The organism is Campylobacter concisus, from assembly GCF_001298465.1.
GTDB classification, from domain to species: Bacteria; Campylobacterota; Campylobacteria; order Campylobacterales; family Campylobacteraceae; genus Campylobacter_A; species Campylobacter_A concisus.
This window is the reverse complement of the sequence record NZ_CP012541.1, coordinates 1,436,803-1,455,466: the sequence shown is the minus strand read 5'-3', so window position 1 is coordinate 1,455,466 and position 18,664 is coordinate 1,436,803. Positions and strand designations below refer to the sequence as shown.

Below are 18,664 nucleotides of genomic sequence, written 5' to 3'. Positions count from 1 at the left end.
AAATGAGTGGCTATATCGCGAAAGCAGGATATAAATTTATATTATTTTTTCTAATTTTATTTGTTTTATCTTTGCTATTTGGGATCTTGCCACTACTTTTTGCTATTTTACTTTTTTTGGGACTTTATTTTTTCAGAGATCCTGAGAGAGAGCCATTTTCTGATGATAAATTGGCTTTACTATCGCCGATTGATGGCAAGATAAAAGAGATCAGTGCTTCAAATTTTGACAATAATGAAGTAGCTAAGATAGTCATAAAAAAATCTTTTTTTGATGTTGGTACATTAAGGGCTGTAAGTGATGTAAAAGTAGCTGAAATACGCAAAAGACATGGCTTATTCTTATGCCAGGCTATGAAAATTTCAGAATTTTTAAATGAAAGAGCGATTATTCGCTTTGAAAAAGAAAATATAAAATTTGTTATGAAAATTATAGCTGGAGCTTTCAGTAGAAGTTTAGAAATTTCAAATGTTACTAGCCTAAAAGCATCTAGGAAATTTGGTTTTTTAGGAAGTGGTGAGGTGATTTTATACCTACCAAGAGATACTAAGATATGTGTAAGTGTCGGAGAAAGCGTAAAGGCTGCTTCACTTTTGGGATATTTTGAAGAGGGAAAAAGAGATGAATAACATACAAAAAATGCAACTAATGTATATCTTGCCAAATTTATTTACAGCAGCTAGTGCTTTTTTGGGTGTTATTAGCATTATTTCATCTATTCAAGGTAACTATTTTAAAGCCATTATTTATATAATCTTATCGCTTATTCTAGATGGACTTGATGGGCGTGTGGCTAGACTTACAAAGACAACTAGTAAATTTGGAGTAGAGTTTGATAGCCTTGCAGATCTTGTTGCTTTTGGTGTAGCACCAGCGATTTTATTTTATTTGACTATTGGTAAAAATTTTGGCAGATTTGGAGCACTTATAGCTGCTATGTTTGTAGTTTTTGGAGCTATTAGGCTTGCTCGCTTCAATGTCACTACTGGTACATATGAGCCAAATGTTTTTATCGGACTTCCTATACCATCAGCAGCTATTGTGAGCGTACTTTGGGTTGGAATTTATATCGACTATACTTTTTTAGAGGGATTTGAGTGGTGCTTGATGCTACTTGAAGCTACTTTGGCAGCTTTAATGGTTAGCAACATCCGCTATCCAAGTTTTAAAAAAATAAATTTAAAACAAACCCATGTGATAAGAATTTTAGTAGCTCTTGTAGTTGCGTTTTCGATACTTTATCTATATCCATTTGAAAGTGCGACTTTGGTTATGAGCGTCTATATGCTTTATGGCATAGTAAGAGCCACTATAATGTTTAGTAAAAATTCCAAAAAAAAGGAGAGCGAATGAGCGAAAATGGCGTCATGAAATCACGTAAATTTTTACCAAAAATCGAAATCAAAAACTCTCTACTGCTGCTACTTAGGTAGCAAATTTCTCTTTACTTAACTCATTAAATTTAAAATTTAAATATAAAAAATAAAAAAGGACAAAAATGGATAAGAATAAAATTATAATCTTTGATACGACTTTAAGAGATGGTGAGCAAAGCCCTGGTGCATCGATGAATACAGCTGAAAAATTACAGATCGCACTTCAGCTTGAAAGGCTTGGCGTGGATGTTATGGAGGCTGGATTTGCAGCAGCAAGCCCAGGGGATTTTGATGCGGTAAATCAAATAGCAAAGCAAGCCTCAAATATCACGGTTTGCTCTCTTGCACGTGCAGTTGAGCGTGATATCAAGGCAGCTGGCGAGGCATTAGCTCCAGCTAAAAATAAGAGAATTCATACATTTATAGCAACAAGCCCAATTCATATGGAGTACAAGCTAAAAATGAGCCCAGATGAAGTAATAAAACGTGCAATAGAGTCTATAAAATACGCAAAAACCTTTTGCGATGATGTGGAGTTTAGCTGCGAGGACGCTTGTAGAAGTGAAATGAGCTTTTTAAAAGAAATTTGTGATGCTGCCATAAATGCGGGTGCAAAAACTTTAAATATCCCTGATACGGTTGGTTATTTATATCCTGAAGAGATAACTGCTCGCATTAGTGAAATAGTAAAATTTGTAGGCGATAGAGCGATAATCTCTGTGCATAATCACAATGACTTAGGCATGGCTACAGCAAACTCGTTAGCGGCCATAAAAGCTGGTGCAAGGCAGGTTGAAGGTACGATAAATGGCATAGGTGAGCGTGCTGGAAATGCTGCGCTTGAAGAGATCGTGATGGCTATCAAAACCCGCAAAGACGTCTTTGCTCCACTTTATACGGACATCATCTCAAAAGAAATTTATCCAACTTCAAGACTGATTGCTAGTATTATAGGCATTGAGCCTCAACCAAATAAAGCTATCGTTGGTAAAAACGCGTTTGCTCATGAAAGTGGCATACATCAAGACGGCGTGTTAAAGCACAAAGAGACCTATGAGATAATTAGCGCTGAGAGTATAGGCCTTGAGAAAAATTCTCTTGTTTTAGGTAAACATAGTGGTCGCCACGCGTTTAAAGATAAGCTTGCTAGCCTTGGATTTGACCTTGATAGCGATGCTCTTAATAAGGCATTTGAAAAATTTAAAGAGCTAGCTGATAAGAAAAAAGAGATATTTGATGACGATATTAGGGCTCTTGTGGCTGAAGAGATTACAAAAATTCCACAAGCTTATGAGATCACGGCTCTTCTTCAAAGTAGTGGCGGAAGCCTTGCGAGTGCTTCAATTAGCATAAAACACAACGATGAGATCATCAGTGACTCAGCTCTAGGAAATGGTACCGCTGATGCGATATTTAAGGTAGTTGATCGTATTAGTGGCATTAGCGGCACGCTAAAAGACTATAAAGTGGCATCTGTTTCTCAAGGTAAAGACGCACTTGCTAAGGTTGATGTAAAGGTCGAGTTTGAGGGCAAAACGGCTGTAATAGGCCATGGACTTGACATAGATACTATGATGGCAAGCGCAAAAGCCTATGTTGGCGCACTAAATAGCTACCTTCGCATACATAAAAACTAAAATTTTAGCCAGCTGCTAAATTTGCAGCTGGCTATTTTAAATTTATTCCAAAAACTATATAAATTTTTAAAATTCAAAGTCTTTATTTAAAAAAATAGAATTTTACTATCTTTACAAATTTTAAAATCTTACTCACTCGCCTTAGCAACTTACTAATTTTAGGGCTCATAAACATTCACCACTAAATTTAGAAGCGTGATATGCTCGCTCGTAAATTTTTAAAATTTGATAGAGCTTAGACCGCATGCAGTGTGAAGCACTAGCGTATACCCTTTGAATGTGCGAAGGGTTTGGGAGATTTTTTTAAAAAAAGGAGGGGGATAAGGGGATGGACTTCGTGTCTGCAACGCAGTTGCGAGCCTGAGAAGTAAAAATTAAGTCCCATTGCCTACCTTTTGAATAAAAAATTGCAAATTTAATCAAGCCATTTTGTAAATTTTAAAATATTACACTCGCCTTAGCAGACTACTAAATTTATAGACACAAAATGCCAGCTCTAATTTGAAATTTTGCTTGTAAAACAAATTTTTGACTTACTGCCCAACTATCTTTTTAACAGCTAGTGAAGCTAAATTTAGTCCAAAGCAAGCAGTCACGCCCATGAAACTTCCAAGTGGCTTGCAACGTGGCTCTTCTGTTGAAAAGACCACGTCAAATTTACTGCTAAAGCCTGATTTTTTGAGCTCATATCTATATTTTCTAGCTAGCGGATCGACCGAGGTTTTCCACACGCTAGCCGCCTTTATCTTAGTTGGATCGATCCTTTTTGCGCCACCCATCGAGGCTATAAATTTGCTAGGATCTACCGCATTTGCAAGGGCGATCTTGGCAGTGATGTCATCGATCGCATCGATCACCACATCAAATTTACTAAAGTCAAAACTAGTAATAAATTCTGGCGTGATCAGTGCTTGAATAGGCGTGATACAAGGATAAATTTTGGCAAACTCGTCCACCTTTATGCCGCCAACGTTTTCGCTGTAAATTTGGCGATTTTGATTTGTTATGTCAAAGATATCTTTATCGATTAAAGTGATGTGCCCAACCCCACTTCTAGCAAGCGCATCCACACACATTCCACCCACACCACCAGCTCCACAAACTAGCACTTTTGCGCTTTGAAGCCTGCTAAAACCATCCTCGCCAAAGAGCCATCTTATCCTTGTAAATCTATCATTTTGCATCAAATTTCCCTTTTAAGCTCTCCAAGCTCTCGTATGAAGTCATATTTAGTTTTATGGGCGTTATCGTCGCAAAGCCTTCATTTACCTTACTGATGTCGCTTGGCTCGCCTTTTTCGTACTCAAGCGCAGCATTTCCAAGCCAGTAGTACTCGATGCCTCTTGGGTTGCGATTAAGCGTGGCATGCGTGGCGTAGGTGCGTCTGCCAGCTGGCACGACGGTGTAGCCTTTGAAATTTTTGCTTGTTACGGCTGGGATATTTATATTTAGAAATTCTCTTTGATTTAGCGAAATTTCGTCATTTAACACCTTTGGTACGATAAATTTCACCACCTCTTTTGCTAGCTCAAAGCCAAGTTCATTTAGCGAGTTATTTGCATAGAACTGCGAAAAAGCGATACTTCTAATGCCTTGTAAAACACCCTCCATGGCAGCTCCACACGTACCAGAATAGGTTATATCTTCGCCCAAATTTGCTCCATGATTTATGCCACTTATCACTAGATCTGGCTTTTTGTTATAAAGTGCGTGAAGTGCGAGATAGACGCAGTCGCTTGGTGTAGCATCATCGAGTTTAAAAAAGTTATCATCAAGCTTAATAAATCTAAGCGGTCTTGTGAGAGTTAGCGAGTGAGCGCAGGCTGACTTTTCTGAGCTTGGGGCTACGATTGTGACATTTACGCCATCTAACTCGCTCAAAGCTTCTTTTAGAGCAAGTAGTCCAGCCGCCTCAAATCCATCGTCATTTGTTATCAAAATTTCTTTCAAATTTTATCCTTTAGAGGCTTGGATTTTATCACAGCTTTCTTAAAATTTTAAAGAATTTTTGCGTATAATGCCCCTAAAAAAAGACCAACCGAAAGTGTGAAAATGAAAATTTTAGTCTCCGCTCTTGAGCCATCGGCAAATTTGCACTTAAAAGAAATTTTGAAAAATTTCGAGGGCGAATTTGAACTAATGGGAATTTTTAGCGAAGAATTTGGCACGCCATATATGAAAAGCAGCGAGTTTTCTGCGATGGGCTTTGTTGAGGTTTTGCCGCTCATTTTAAAAGCAAAAAAGGCGATGAAAAAAATGAGTCAGATGGCAAAAGAGGCCGACGCAGTGCTACTTATCGATAGTCCAGCTTTTAACTTGCCTCTTGCAAAGGCGATAAAAGAGGCTGGGGTAAAGGCAGCCGTGACATATTACATCTTGCCTCAAGTTTGGGCGTGGAAGCCAAAGCGTGTGAGTGCGGTTGAGAAGTATTGTGACAACCTTGCTTCGATCCTGCCATTTGACTCTAAATTTTATAGCCGTTCAACATATGTTGGACATCCTTTGATGGATGAGATAAAGCTTAAAAAAACTAGCCTAAGTAGCAGTGGCAAAGTAGCGTTTTTGCCGGGGTCAAGAAGGTCTGAAATTTCAAGACTCATGCCAGTTTATAGGGAGCTTGCTAAAAAGATAGAGGCTAGGAGGCTACTTGTCGTGCCACCATTTTTGCTTGATAAAGTGGATGAAATTTATGGTGATACAAGCGATTTTGAGACCATCACAAACACACCTGAGGCTTTGTATGAGAGCGATTTTGCGTTTATTTGCTCAGGTACGGCTACACTTGAAGCAGCACTCATTGGTACGCCATTTTTGCTAGCTTACAAGGCAAAAGCCATAGATGTTTTCATCGCTAGAAAATTTGTAAAGATCAAGCACGCAGGACTTGCAAATATAATGTTTGACTTCATGGGCAAAGAGCCGCTTCATGAGGAGTTTATCCAAGAGTTTGCAACGGCTGAAAATTTGCTAAGAGCTTATGAGAGCTGCGACAGGCAGAAATTCTTAAAAGGCTGTGATGAACTAAGGGCTTATTTAGGGCATGGCAGCAGTAAAAATGTAGTAAAAATTTTAAAGAATATGGAGTAAAAAATGAGTGAACCAATGACAATGCACGGATACGAGAAGATAGAAGCTGAGTTAAAAGATTTAAGGCTGGTGCAACGCCCTCAAATCGTAACTGAGATCGACATCGCAAGAAGCCACGGCGATCTAAAAGAAAATGCCGAGTATCACGCAGCAAAAGAAAAGCAAGCCTTTATAGACGCTAGGATCGCTGAGCTTAGCGCGCTTCTAGCAAACGCAGAAGTGATCGATCCAAGTAGCTATGAGCACGATAGAGTTAGGTTTGGCTCAAGCGTTACGATAATGGACGAGGAAACCGAAATAGAGCACACATATACGATAGTTGGCATTAGTGAAAGCGACATCGATAAAGGCTATATCTCGATAAACTCACCTCTTGCAAAGCAGCTTTTGGGTAAGGCTGAGGGCGATGAAGTGGTGCTAAATTTACCAAAAGGCAGAAGCGACGTTGAGATCATAAAGATCTGCTACAAGCCTATAAAATTTAATTAAAAATCTTAAAAGTGATATCGCTAGAGCCAAAAGTTATGCTTGATAATAGCCGGCATGCAAGCTTTTGGCTCATAAATGGATTAAATTTATATCTTTTAGTTAAGGCCAAATTTGAGTGAATATTTATACACACCCATTATTAAAGATGGTGCGATTTTTATAGGCGACGCACATGAAAATGTAAATCGAGATGGTTTTTTAAAATTTTTGCACTCCATTGATAACGGAAAAATCCCAGAGCCACCACAAATTTTTTTGCTAGGCGATATGTTTGATTTTCTAAGTGGCGAGAGCGAATACACTATAAATTTCTACGCTGAGCATCTGAGACTTATAAATAAAATTTCAGAAAAGATAGAGATCTTTTATTTTGAGGGCAATCACGACTTTAGACTTTCAAATTTATTTAATAAAACAAGAAATTTTTGGGATGGACACGAGGTGCAAAGCTACAGAAATGTCAAAATATATGACATTTCTGCACAGCCTGCAAATTTTAAGACGATCAATGAAGAGCACGTCCAGATCGCACATGGTGATATATTTTTACCTTTTATAGATAAATACGCGCTTAGATTTTTACGTGTAAGATGGTTTTTAAAATTTATGAATGCTTTGGATAAATTTTTATATTTTAAAATATCAAAAGCAATACTAGCTAGACTTACTAAGAAAAATTTAGACTATAAAATTCCTAATTTTGAAGAGTTGATGAGCAGGCATTTACGCGGTTACAACGCTAATATAATAATAGAAGGGCATTATCATCAAGGTAGGCAATTTAACATTTATGATAGATTTTATATAAATTTATCTTGTTTTGCATGTGAGCAAAGTTATTTTGTTGTAGAATACGCCCAGCAAAAATTAAATTTGCTCAAAATGAGTTTGAAAGGACATTGATGTTTGGAGATAACGTACTAAAAACGGACTCAAACGAGATGGAACTTGTTGATTTTCGTATCTTTAAAAAGACCGAAAACAAAGTATATGAAGGAATATACGGAGTCAATGTCGCAAAGGTGCGGGAGATCATTAAGATGCCAAATCTTACAGAGCTTCCAGGCGTTCCTGAGTATATCGAGGGAATTTTTGATTTAAGGGGCGTGGTGATCCCTGTCATAAATTTGGCAAGATGGATGAATATTATCGAGCCAACTGAAGGCGTAGTTATAAAGCCACGTGTTATTATTGCTGAGTTTAGTGGTATTTTGATCGGTTTTATCGTCCATGAGGCAAAAAGGATCAGACGTATAAGCTGGAAAGATATCGAGCCTGCAAATTTTGCTTCAGGTTCTGGTGCTTTAGACAAAGGTAAAATAACAGGCGTGACAAGAATAGAAAATGATGAAGTTTTACTTATCCTTGATCTTGAAAGTATTGTTGAAGAACTTGGAATTTACTCACCAAAGATCGATTTTGATGTAACAGATGATCAAAAATTAAAAGGTGCTGCTTTAGTTTTAGATGATAGCTCGACTGCTAGAAAACTAGTAAAAGATGCACTTGAGAAGATGGGACTTAGCGTAGTTGAGGCTAAAAACGGCGTTGAGGGCTTGGAGAGAATGGAAGAGCTTTATCAAAGATATGGAGATAACTTATCAAGAGAGCTTAGAGTTATCTTAAGTGATATCGAAATGCCACAGATGGATGGATACCGCTTTGCTTCAACTCTTAAAAACGATGAAAGATTTAAAGAAGTTCCAATAGTATTTAACTCCTCATTGAGTAATGATTTTAGTGAAATCAAGAGCAAAGAAGCTGGTGGTGCGGCGTATCTTACGAAATTTGACGCAAGCATATTTTATCAAGAAGTGCTAAAAGTTATTGAAGCACATTCTAAATCTGCAAAATGAGGTGAAACATGGATGATATGAAAGAAATAATGGAAGACTTTTTAATAGAGGCTTTCGAACTTATTGAGCAGATAGATCACGACCTTGTTGAGCTTGAGTCAAACCCTGAAGATTTGGAATTATTAAATAGAATTTTCCGTGTTGCTCACACAGTAAAAGGTAGTTCAAGCTTTTTAAATTTTGATGTTTTAACAGAGCTTACTCACCATATGGAGGATGTTTTAAATAAAGCCAGAAAAGGCGAGCTAAAGATCACTCCAGACATTATGGACGTAGTTCTTGAGTCTGTTGATATGATGAAAGGTTTGTTAAGCAGCATTAGAGATCATGGAAATGATACAGCTGCTGGCATTGATATTAAAAACATTTGCGCAAGACTTACTCAAATTTCTGAAGGTGAGGCTCCAGCAGCAGCTCCTGAAGCTCCTTCCACGCCAGTAGCTGAGCCAGCATCAGAACCGGCAAAAGAGCCAGAGCCAGCCGCGCCTGCCGAAGAGGCACCAGAGATAAGTGATGCTGAGCTTTCAAAGCTAAGTGATTCAGAAGTTGAAGCTGAGATAGAAAGACTCTTAAAGGTTAGAAAGGCTGAGGATCAAGCAAGGCGTGCTTCAAAAGGTATAGCTCCAAAATCTCCTAGCGAGATAGCCCCAGCTGCAAGTAGCACTTCAGTTCCAGCTGCAAAAGCAGAGAGCAAAGAAAAAGACGGAGATAAGAAGGTCCCAGCGGCAAGTAGCGGTGCAGTAGCTCAGGAACAAACTATACGTGTTGAGGTAAAAAGACTTGACCACTTAATGAACCTAATTGGTGAGCTTGTTCTTGGTAAAAACCGATTATTAAAAATTTATGATGACGTGGAAGAGAGATATGAGGGTGAGAAATTCCTTGAAGAGTTAAATCAAGTAGTCTCAAGTCTAAGCTTGGTAACGACTGATATTCAGCTTGCAGTTATGAAGACAAGAATGCTTCCAATAGCAAAAGTCTTTAATAAATTCCCACGTATGATACGCGATCTTAGCCGCGATCTTGGTAAGCAAATCGATCTTGAAATTTCAGGTGAAGAGACTGAACTTGATAAGTCAATCGTAGAAGAGATCGGCGATCCACTAGTTCACATCATCAGAAATTCATGCGATCACGGCATCGAGGATCCTGAGACAAGAAAGGCAGCAGGTAAGCCAGAAAAAGGCCTTGTTCAGCTAAAAGCTTACAATGAAGGCAACCACATCGTTGTTGAGATAGTTGATGATGGTAAAGGCTTAGATGCTGACATGCTTAAATCTAAATCGATAGAAAAAGGCATCATCACTGAGCGCGAAGCTGATGCGATGAGCGAAAAAGAGGCATTTGGCCTTATCTTTAGACCAGGATTTTCAACTGCAGCAAAGGTTACAAACGTATCTGGTCGTGGTGTTGGTATGGACGTTGTTAAGACAAATATTGAAAAGCTAAATGGTATCATTGATATTGAAAGTGAAGTTGGAAAAGGCACGGTTATGAAGCTTAAAATTCCACTCACGCTTGCGATTATTCAGTCGCTACTTGTTGGAACGCAAGAAGAATTTTATGCTATTCCACTTGCTAGCGTTCTTGAAACTGTTCGCGTGCCGATTGATGATATCTACACGATCGATGGCAAAAATGTACTAAGGCTAAGAGATGAAGTCTTATCTCTTGTTAGACTCTCTGATGTATTTGGTGTAGAAAAAGCATTTGATGGTGGAGATCAAACTTATGTCGTAATAATCGGTGTTGCTGAAGCAAAACTAGGTATTATCGTCGATACTTTGGTTGGACAAGAAGAGATTGTTATTAAATCAATGGGTGATTATTTACAAAATATCCCAGGTATTGCTGGAGCGACTATTAGAGGTGATGGCCGTGTGACATTGATTATTGACGTTGGTGCTATGATGGAGATGGCAAAAGATATCAAGGTAGACATTAGAGCCGAAATAGAAGATAGTACAAAAGCAAAGGAAAAACCAAGCGATTATAAAGTTTTGATAGTTGATGACTCAAAAATGGATAGAACTATCATGCAAAAAGCGCTTGAACCAACTGGGGTAACGATAATAGAAGCCACAAACGGTGTTGAGGCATTAAATATCGTAAAATCTGGAGAACACTCCTTTGATGCGATTTTGATAGATATTGAGATGCCAAGAATGGATGGATATACACTAGCTGGCGAAATTAGAAAATACTCTAAGTATAGAAATTTACCACTTATTGCTGTTACATCAAGGACATCAAAAACAGATAGATTACGTGGCGTAGAAGTTGGAATGACTGAGTATATTACAAAACCATATTCAGCCGAGTACTTAGAAAATGTCGTTAGAAAGAATATAAAATTAGCTTAGGGGTAAGGGATGGACAATAAACTAAATCAAGTTTTAAATAAACAAAAACAGCAAATAAATGGAACCGAGCTAAAAAATAATGAGGATATAGTTCAGCTAGTAGGATTTGTTGTCGGTGAGGAAGAGTACGCAATACCTATTTTAAATATTCAAGAGATAATCAAGCCTATTGAATACACACGTGTTCCTAGCGTGCCTGATTATGTTCTTGGTGTATTTAACTTACGTGGCAACGTTATTCCTCTTATTGATTTAAGAAAACGTTTTTCGTTAAATGTTACAAAACAAAGCGCAAGCACAAGATATATCGTTATGAAAGATGCAGATAATATCGCTGGCTTTGTGATAGACCGCTTGACGGAGGCTATCAGAATAGACCGCAACAGGATCGATCCGCCACCAGAGACTTTAGTAAAAGACAAAGGCATGATTTATGGTATCGGTAAGCGCGACCAAAATATCCTTACGATCTTAAAGGTCGAAAGCCTTTTAAAACGTGATTTTTAGGGTATAGCTTGATAAAACTTTGTGTTTTTGATTTTGACTCTACAATAATGGACGGCGAGACAATAGATATTCTCGCCGCCGCTAATAATGCTAGTGAAGAAGTAGCTAACATAACTAAGCGTTCGATGAACGGTGAGCTTGATTTTTTTGAAAGTCTTACAAAAAGAGTAAAATTTTTAAAAGGATTACCACTTTTAAAGGTAAATGAAATTTGCAAAAATTTACCCATAATGCCTGGAGCTGGCGAGCTAATAGAGGCTTTAAAGCAAAAAGGTATCAAGGTTGTGGTTTTTAGTGGTGGATTTCACATAGCAACTGACGTCATGCAAGAGAAACTTAAATTTGATGCAAATTTTGCAAATATCTTGCATCATAAAGATGGAGTTTTGACTGGTAAAGTTGGTGGAGAAATGATGTTTGGTAGTTCAAAGGGAGATATGATTGACCGCTTGTGTGGACTATTAAATCTAGGCAAGGACGAGATAATGTGTGTTGGGGACGGGGCCAATGACATATCGATGTTTAGAAAGTGCGACCTTAGCATTGCATTTTGTGCAAAAGATATCTTAAAAAAAGAAGCGACACATTGTGTTGATGTTAAAGATTTGCGTGAAATTTTAAAATTTATAAGGTAGAAATTAATGTATGACAACAAAGCTAAATTCTCTCTTTGGTGTGATTTTATAGAGAGAAATTTTTTACAAAGCGAATTTAACTCTTTATTGGAAAATAATGTTATAAACGGTGCTACAAGCAACCCAGCTATTTTTAAAACAGCATTTGCTTCACCTGCTTATAAAAAGATAATAGAAACTAGCAATAAACGCCACCCAAAAGATCTTTATGAAATTTTGGCTACTCAAGATATAAAAATTGCAGCATGTAAAATGTTAAGAAATTATGCAAACGGCGATGATGGCTTTGTAAGCATTGAGGTTGATCCAAATTTAAGTGACGATACAGCCGCAACGATAGAGGAAGGTATCAGACTTCATAATCTAATATCAATGCCAAATGTTATGATAAAAATTCCAGCTACAAAAGATGGCTATGAGGCAATGAGCGCACTTATGGCAAAGGGTATTAGTGTAAATGCAACACTCATTTTTTCTCCAGATCAAGCAAAACAATGTCTTGAGGCTTTTAGTGAAGGTTCTAAAATTTACACGAGTCGCTTTGTAAATACAACTATGCCAAAAGGTGTAGTAAGTGTTTTTGTTAGTAGATTTGATAGAAAACTTGATGATACAATGGCTGCAAAGAGTCTACCAACTGGACAAGTTGGTATAATGAACGCTGCAAATATATATCACATGATTGAAGATTTTGGGCTAGAAAATGTAAGAACGCTTTTTGCAAGTACAGGTGTAAAAGGTGGTAGCTTAAGAGGGGATTACTACGTTAGAGAGCTAATGTATAAAAACTCCATCAATACAGCACCAATCGAAACTATAAAAGAATTTATCAAAGCAAAAGCGGAGATAAAAAATGTGCCTAGTAAAGAAAATATTTTAAGCTTTTTTCAAATTATAAAAAATAATGATATAGACATAAATATTATTTATAAAGAATTGCTAAATGATGGATTAAAACAGTTTGTATCAGCATTTGATGATATTATGAAATCACTTTAAACAAAGAAATAAGCTAATAATACAAATAGAAAAAGCGATCATTCCAAAGTAAGCTTTATTTGAAATTTATAAAGTATTGGATAGAATCAGCACCTATTTTTTACGAAAGGAAAACGATGTTAGAAGGAATCGTTAGAGAGAGTATCGGTAAGAAGTCTGCAAAGGCTTTGAGAAGAGATGGTTATCTAATCGCCAACATTTATGGCAAGGGATTAGAGAATATTGCAGCTGCTTTTAAAGTAAATGACTTTATTAAAGAAGCGCGCAAAAAAGAGAGCCTTGCTTTTGATGTAAAAGTAGGCGGAAAAGTTTATAATGTCGTTATTGTTGATTACCAAAGAGATGTTGTTACAAGCGATCTTAAACACGTAGATCTAAAAGTAGCACTTCCTGGCGTTTTATCAAAATATATGATCCCAGTTAAGCCAGTTGGAACACCTATTGGTCTTAAAAATAAGGGTGTTTTGATCCAGTCAAAAAGACGTCTTTGCGTAAAATGTACGGCTGAAAATTTACCAAATTCATTTGACGTTGATGTAAGCAAACTTGACATCGACGATACTATTTTGGTTCGTGATATCACAGCTCCTAAAGGCGTTACTATTGTAGACGCTGACCGTGTTGCGGTACTTGGAGTTATTAAAGCTAAATAAAAAGGGCTTTTGTGACACTAATAGCGGGGCTGGGAAATCCTGGCCCCAAATACGAAAACACTAGACACAATATAGGCTTTATGCTTATAGATCTCCTAAAAGACTCAAATTACAAAGATGTTAGCTCAGCCAAATTCCAAGGCGAAGTTTTTAAATTCAATGACATTATCTTGCTAAAACCAACAACCTTTATGAACCTCTCAGGACAAAGTGTAAAAGCAGTCAAAGATTTTTATAAACCAGATAGAATAATCGTAATACATGATGATCTTGATCTTAGTTTTGGTGCAGTTAAATTTAAAAAAGGCGGCAGTAGTGGCGGGCATAATGGTATAAAATCAATCGATGGATTAATTGGCAACGACTACGAAAGGGTGCGTGTTGGCATTGGGCACCTTGGTGATGCTAAAAATTTTGTCCTTGGTGAGTTTAGTGATGAGGAGAAAAAGGCTTTAGATGAAATTTTGGCCTACACAAAAAATGCAGTTTGCGAGCTACTAAAGAGTGACATCAACGAAATCTCGCAAAAATTTACGATAAAAAAAGGTCTTATAAAATGAAACTATACGCCAGATACGTTGGCTGGGTCTATATAAAATCTTTTTTTATCGTATTTTTAGCGCTTGAACTATTTTATGTAGGCATTGATCTGCTTACAAATTTAAAAGATCTGCCACCATCTGCTAACCTTCAGCTCCTTTATGTTGGGCTTACATCGCTTAGCGCTATTGGCTACGTTTTGCCACTTTCGCTTATTTTTGCACTCATTATTTTACATGTAAATATGGTTCGTTCAAACGAGCTAATCAGTTTTTATGCACTTGGTATTAGTAAAAATAGTCTAATTTTTCCACCATTTTTTATTGCACTTTTTGTAACTATCTTTTATGTTGGCTTAAATTTTACTCCATTTGCCTATGCGCACGACTATCAAAAAAGTATCGCTAAAAATACGGCTTTCTCAAAAAGTACAAATGATTCATTTTTAAAATTTGAAGGCAAATTTATCTACATAAAGGAGCTAAATTCTGTTAATCAAATAGCAAATGATGTTAGAATTTTTGAGATAAATGGCACAAATTTACTCTCAACTACATTTGCAAATCATGCTAATTTTAAAGACAATGAGTGGATTTTAAAAGATGTTAATCAAACTCTTTTGCCTCAAATTTTAGAGCTTGGTGAAGCTGGTTTTAATAAAATACAAAGCGAGAGCTTAGATGCATTAAAGGGCTTTAAGCCAAAGAGTATTGAAAGCGCTGTTAGTGTTGAAAACTCAAAATTTAATATCCCAGATGCGATAAATTTTATAAAGACATTTAAGAATGAAGGCATCGGCCTTGATAGTGCAAAAACAGCTTTTTACAACCTTGCTATTGCACCATTTTTTGCACCATTTTTATTGCTCATTTTTTACTATCATTTGCCTGTGACCGGTAGATTTTTTAATCTTGCGCTTTCGACTTTTATCTTTGTTGTGATAACCCTTGTCGTTTGGGGGCTGCTCTTTATTCTTACAAAATTTGCACAAACTTCCGTAATCTTGCCAGAGATTGGCATAGTTTTGCCAGTTATTTTACTTTTTGCATACGCTATTTATCTCATAAAATCGCATCGTTAAGCCAAATTTTGGCAAGCTTTTTGTAAAATCAAGCCATTTTAATAAAGGCTATTTTATGGATTTTAAAGAGCTTGCAAATAGATACAAAACCCCACTTTACATTTATGATTTTAACCACATAAAAAACCGCTATGAAGCACTAAAAAATGCATTTTTTGCTAGAAAATCTCTCATTTGTTATGCGGTGAAAGCAAACTCAAATTTAAGTGTTTTAAAATTTCTAGCTGATCTTGGAGCTGGATTTGACTGTGTTAGTATTGGCGAAGTAAAAAGAGCGCTTTTAGCAGGCGCGAAGAGATATCAGATCATTTTTAGTGGTGTTGGCAAGAGCGATGATGAGCTAAAAGAGGCTTTAAAAAATGAAATTTTGCTCATAAATGTCGAGAGTTTCGCTGAGCTTTTAAGACTTGAAAAGATCGCAAAAGGGCTAAACTTAAAGGCAAGAATTAGCATCAGGGTAAATCCAGGTGTCGATGCAAAAACTCACCCATATATCTCGACAGGACTAAATGAAAATAAATTTGGCGTTGATGCCGAAACAGCTAAAAGAATGTACATTCACGCTAAAGCTTCAGAGTTTCTTGAGCCAACTGGCATACACTTTCACATCGGCTCGCAACTAACTTCACTAAGCCCGATAATAGACGCTGCAAATATCGTTAGCGAGCTTTTAAGAGAGCTAAGAGCGCTTGAGATAGATATCAAATTTTTCGATGTTGGTGGCGGACTTGGCATCATCTATAACGACGAAAAAGAGATAAATTTATACGACTACGCACAAGGAATTTTAGGCGCACTAAAAGGTCAAGATGTGACCATCGTTTGCGAGCCAGGTCGCTTTATCGTGGGCAATGCTGGCTACTTTGTCGCAAGCGTTTTATATGAGAAATTTAATGGCAAAAAGAGATTTGTCATTACTGATGGCGCGATGAATGATCTTATAAGACCAAGTCTTTACGGCGCTCATCACAAAATTTTTGTCGATGGTAAAGACGAAAATTTAGGCACTTGTGACGTGGTCGGTCCAGTTTGCGAAAGCGGCGACTTTTTGGCGAAAAATATAGAGCTGCCAGAGTGCGAAAGTGGCGATATCATCGTGGTTAAAGGAGCTGGAGCTTATGGTTTTAGCATGAGCTCAAACTACAATACAAGAAACAGAGCCGCTGAAGTTTGCGTGCTTGATGGCAAAGATAGGCTTGTAAGAAGACGCGAGAGTTTCGAGGACGTCGTGGCACCTGAGATAGAATTTTTGGAGAGCGCTGATGCAAGAGCTAAATGAGCTTAGAAAAGAGATCGATAGTATCGATGATCTCATTTTAAATAAACTAAATGAGAGGATGAAGCTTGTCGAGCAGATCGGCAAGCTAAAACAAACTAGCGGAACGCCTATATATCGTCCTGAGCGAGAGCGAGCTATCATAAACCGCTTAACTAGCCTTAGCAAAGACAAAGCTTTAAATAAAGCTGCTATTGAAGCCATTTATCTTGAAATTTTTGCTGTGAGTAGAAATTTAGAAATGCCTCAAAAGATCGTCTATCTAGGACCTGAGGGCACCTATACGCATCAAGCGGCTCAGAGTAGATTTGGTGCGATGAGTTCATATTTGCCACTTGCGACCATCGAGGCGGTTTTTACAAAGCTAGCTCAAAAAGAGGCAAAATACGGCGTTGTGCCTATTGAAAACAACACCGAAGGCGCTGTTGGCGCTACGCTTGATTGTTTGAGTAAATTCAGTGATATAAAAATAGTTGCTGAGCTTTATGTGGATATCCATCACAGCTTTGTTAGCATAAATGAAAATTTAAAAGAGATAAAGCGAATTTACTCGCATCCGCAAGGCTACAACCAGTGCCGTAAATTTTTAGAAGATCACCTGCTAAATGAGGTCGAATTTATCCCAGCCAAATCAACCGCCGCAGCTGCATATATGGCATCTATAGATAGAGAATCAGCCGCTATTTGCTCAAAAATCGCAGCTAAAATTTACAACGTGCCAATCGTTTATGAGACGATTGAAGATAATATGGCAAATAGAACGAGATTTTTGATTTTAAGCGATTTTAAAAACGCAAGAGTTGAAAACTCGAAAACTTCGATCCTTGCAAAGACTGACCACAGTCCAGGACGCCTTGCTGATCTGCTTTCTATCTTTAAAAATGAAAATATCAATATCACAAAACTTGAGTCACGCCCTATCAAGCAGCGCGAATTTAAGTCAATTTTTTATCTTGACTTTGAAGGGCATATCGACGATGAGAAGGTGCAAAACGCCTTTGAACTCGCAAAAGAGAGCGGCGCTGAGATAACGTGGCTTGGAAGCTATTTAAACGGAGATGAGTGATGAAATTTAATGACTTTTTAGATGATCTAGTAAATTACGAGGCTGGAAAGCCAATCGAGCTTGTAGTTAGAGAGTTTGGCATCGATGCAAAAGATGTGATAAAGCTAGCGAGCAATGAAAATCCTTTTGGCACGAGCAAACGCGTAGAAGAGGCGCTAAAAGAGGTCGCTAAAAACGCACATCTTTATCCAGACGACAGCTACTTTGAGCTAAAAGAGGGGCTAGCTAAGAAATTTGGTGTAACTAGCAAAAATCTAATCATCGGCTCTGGAAGCGATCAGATCATAGAGTATGCGCTTCATGCAAAAGCGAACAAGCAAAGCAGCGTTTTGATGGCTGGCGTGACATTTGCGATGTATGAAATTTATGCAAAACAAACTGGGGCTAAAATTTACCGCACAAAGAGTGTGGAGCATAATTTGAGTGAGTTTTTAGAAATTTATAATGCGTATAAAGATGAAATTTCTGTCATCTTTCTTTGCTTGCCGAATAACCCATTAGGTGAGTGTTTGGACGCAGATGAGGTCTTTAAATTTATAAAAAGCATTGATGAAAACACGCTTATTGTGCTTGATTGTGCCTACAACGAATTTGCTAAATTTAAAGATAGTAAAAAAGAGATAAAGCCAAGCGAGGTGGTAAAATTTAAAAATGCCATCTATCTTGGCACTTTCTCAAAAGCCTACGCACTTGGTGGCATGCGCGTTGGATACGGCGTGGCAAATGAAGAGATCATAGGCGCTCTCTCAAAACTAAGAGCCCCATTTAACATCACAACTCCAAGCTTAAGAGCTGCGATAGTAGCACTTGGAGATGATGAGTTTGTGCAAAAAACTATGCAAAACAACTTCGAGCAAATGAGGAGATATGAAGAATTTGCAAAGCAAAATGGCATAGGGTTTATCCCAAGCTATACGAATTTCATAACTTTTAAATTTAACGAGCCAAAATCAAGCCAGATATGCGAAAAGATGCTAAAAAAGGGTATAATTTTGCGAGATCTAAAAAGCTACGCCTTAAATGCGGTGAGAATCACCATCGGTCAGGCATGGCAAAACGATAGAGTTTTTGAAGAGTTAAAGCAAATTTTAAAGTAGGG

The 18,664-nt window shown here is 37.5% G+C and carries 19 protein-coding genes; 17 read left to right on the top strand and 2 right to left on the bottom strand.

Annotated elements, in window-relative coordinates; translation table 11 throughout:
• The first annotated feature begins 2 nt into the window (after positions 1-2).
• The 3 genes from CCON33237_RS07360 to CCON33237_RS07350 all read left to right on the top strand — a co-directional run bounded on the left by CCON33237_RS07360 (position 3) and on the right by CCON33237_RS07350 (position 3,013).
• Entirely contained in the window at positions 3-629 is a 627-nt protein-coding gene (locus CCON33237_RS07360; protein ID WP_021091662.1) for a phosphatidylserine decarboxylase, read from the top strand.
• Positions 622-1,353, top strand: a complete 732-nt coding sequence (gene pssA / locus CCON33237_RS07355; protein WP_054197040.1) for a CDP-diacylglycerol--serine O-phosphatidyltransferase — start codon at positions 622-624, stop codon at positions 1,351-1,353. Before CCON33237_RS07360 ends, pssA begins: the two co-directional genes overlap by 8 nt.
• A gap of 145 nt (positions 1,354-1,498) precedes the next feature.
• Positions 1,499-3,013, top strand: a complete 1,515-nt coding sequence (locus tag CCON33237_RS07350; protein WP_054197039.1) for a 2-isopropylmalate synthase — start codon at positions 1,499-1,501, stop codon at positions 3,011-3,013.
• Between the two features lie 533 nt (positions 3,014-3,546).
• Here CCON33237_RS07350 and CCON33237_RS07345 read toward each other — a convergent pair.
• Positions 3,547-4,197 carry a tRNA threonylcarbamoyladenosine dehydratase gene (locus CCON33237_RS07345; protein WP_054197038.1) on the bottom strand — a complete coding sequence of 217 codons (651 nt, stop codon included), beginning with the start codon at positions 4,195-4,197 and terminating at the stop codon, positions 3,547-3,549.
• Positions 4,187-4,963, bottom strand: coding sequence for a 5'/3'-nucleotidase SurE (gene surE / locus CCON33237_RS07340; RefSeq protein WP_054197037.1), 777 nt, complete (start codon positions 4,961-4,963; stop codon positions 4,187-4,189). The genes CCON33237_RS07345 and surE overlap by 11 nt, the downstream gene beginning before the upstream one ends.
• A gap of 102 nt (positions 4,964-5,065) precedes the next feature.
• Between surE and lpxB the strand changes: the two genes are divergently transcribed.
• From lpxB to hisC, 14 genes are all read left to right on the top strand, one after another.
• Positions 5,066-6,100 (top strand): lipid-A-disaccharide synthase, encoded by a 1,035-nt coding sequence (lpxB, locus tag CCON33237_RS07335; RefSeq protein WP_054197036.1) that lies wholly within the window; start codon positions 5,066-5,068, stop codon positions 6,098-6,100.
• Between the two features lie 3 nt (positions 6,101-6,103).
• Entirely contained in the window at positions 6,104-6,589 is a 486-nt protein-coding gene (gene greA, locus CCON33237_RS07330) for a transcription elongation factor GreA (RefSeq protein ID WP_054197035.1), read from the top strand.
• Positions 6,590-6,700: 111 nt separating this feature from the next.
• Entirely contained in the window at positions 6,701-7,492 is a 792-nt protein-coding gene (locus CCON33237_RS07325; protein WP_054197034.1) for a UDP-2,3-diacylglucosamine diphosphatase, read from the top strand.
• The gene (locus CCON33237_RS07320) at positions 7,492-8,445 is read left to right on the top strand and encodes a chemotaxis protein (protein ID WP_054197033.1); all 954 of its coding nucleotides are present in this window, start codon (positions 7,492-7,494) and stop codon (positions 8,443-8,445) included. The genes CCON33237_RS07325 and CCON33237_RS07320 overlap by 1 nt, the downstream gene beginning before the upstream one ends.
• Before the next feature lie 8 nt (positions 8,446-8,453).
• A complete protein-coding gene (locus CCON33237_RS07315) occupies positions 8,454-10,808 on the top strand; it encodes a hybrid sensor histidine kinase/response regulator (protein WP_054197032.1) in 2,355 nt (784 codons plus the stop codon).
• 9 nt (positions 10,809-10,817) lie between these two features.
• Entirely contained in the window at positions 10,818-11,315 is a 498-nt protein-coding gene (locus CCON33237_RS07310) for a chemotaxis protein CheW (protein WP_054197031.1), read from the top strand.
• Positions 11,316-11,323: 8 nt separating this feature from the next.
• On the top strand, positions 11,324-11,950 hold the full coding sequence (gene serB / locus CCON33237_RS07305; RefSeq protein ID WP_054197030.1) for a phosphoserine phosphatase SerB: 627 nt from the start codon (positions 11,324-11,326) through the stop codon (positions 11,948-11,950).
• A 6-nt stretch (positions 11,951-11,956) separates the two neighbouring features.
• Positions 11,957-12,949: a transaldolase gene (locus CCON33237_RS07300; RefSeq protein ID WP_054197029.1), complete on the top strand. Its 993-nt coding sequence runs from the start codon at positions 11,957-11,959 to the stop codon at positions 12,947-12,949.
• 116 nt (positions 12,950-13,065) lie between these two features.
• On the top strand, positions 13,066-13,602 hold the full coding sequence (locus CCON33237_RS07295; RefSeq protein WP_054197028.1) for a 50S ribosomal protein L25/general stress protein Ctc: 537 nt from the start codon (positions 13,066-13,068) through the stop codon (positions 13,600-13,602).
• Positions 13,603-13,613: 11 nt separating this feature from the next.
• Positions 13,614-14,162: an aminoacyl-tRNA hydrolase gene (gene pth / locus CCON33237_RS07290; protein ID WP_054197027.1), complete on the top strand. Its 549-nt coding sequence runs from the start codon at positions 13,614-13,616 to the stop codon at positions 14,160-14,162.
• On the top strand, positions 14,159-15,223 hold the full coding sequence (locus CCON33237_RS07285; RefSeq protein ID WP_054197026.1) for an LptF/LptG family permease: 1,065 nt from the start codon (positions 14,159-14,161) through the stop codon (positions 15,221-15,223). The genes pth and CCON33237_RS07285 overlap by 4 nt, the downstream gene beginning before the upstream one ends.
• 55 nt (positions 15,224-15,278) lie before the next feature.
• Positions 15,279-16,502, top strand: coding sequence for a diaminopimelate decarboxylase (gene lysA, locus CCON33237_RS07280; RefSeq protein ID WP_054197025.1), 1,224 nt, complete (start codon positions 15,279-15,281; stop codon positions 16,500-16,502).
• Positions 16,486-17,565, top strand: a complete 1,080-nt coding sequence (gene pheA, locus CCON33237_RS07275) for a prephenate dehydratase (RefSeq protein WP_054197024.1) — start codon at positions 16,486-16,488, stop codon at positions 17,563-17,565. The genes lysA and pheA overlap by 17 nt, the downstream gene beginning before the upstream one ends.
• Positions 17,565-18,662, top strand: a complete 1,098-nt coding sequence (hisC, locus tag CCON33237_RS07270; protein WP_054197023.1) for a histidinol-phosphate transaminase — start codon at positions 17,565-17,567, stop codon at positions 18,660-18,662. The genes pheA and hisC overlap by 1 nt, the downstream gene beginning before the upstream one ends.
• Positions 18,663-18,664: the final 2 nt, after the last annotated feature.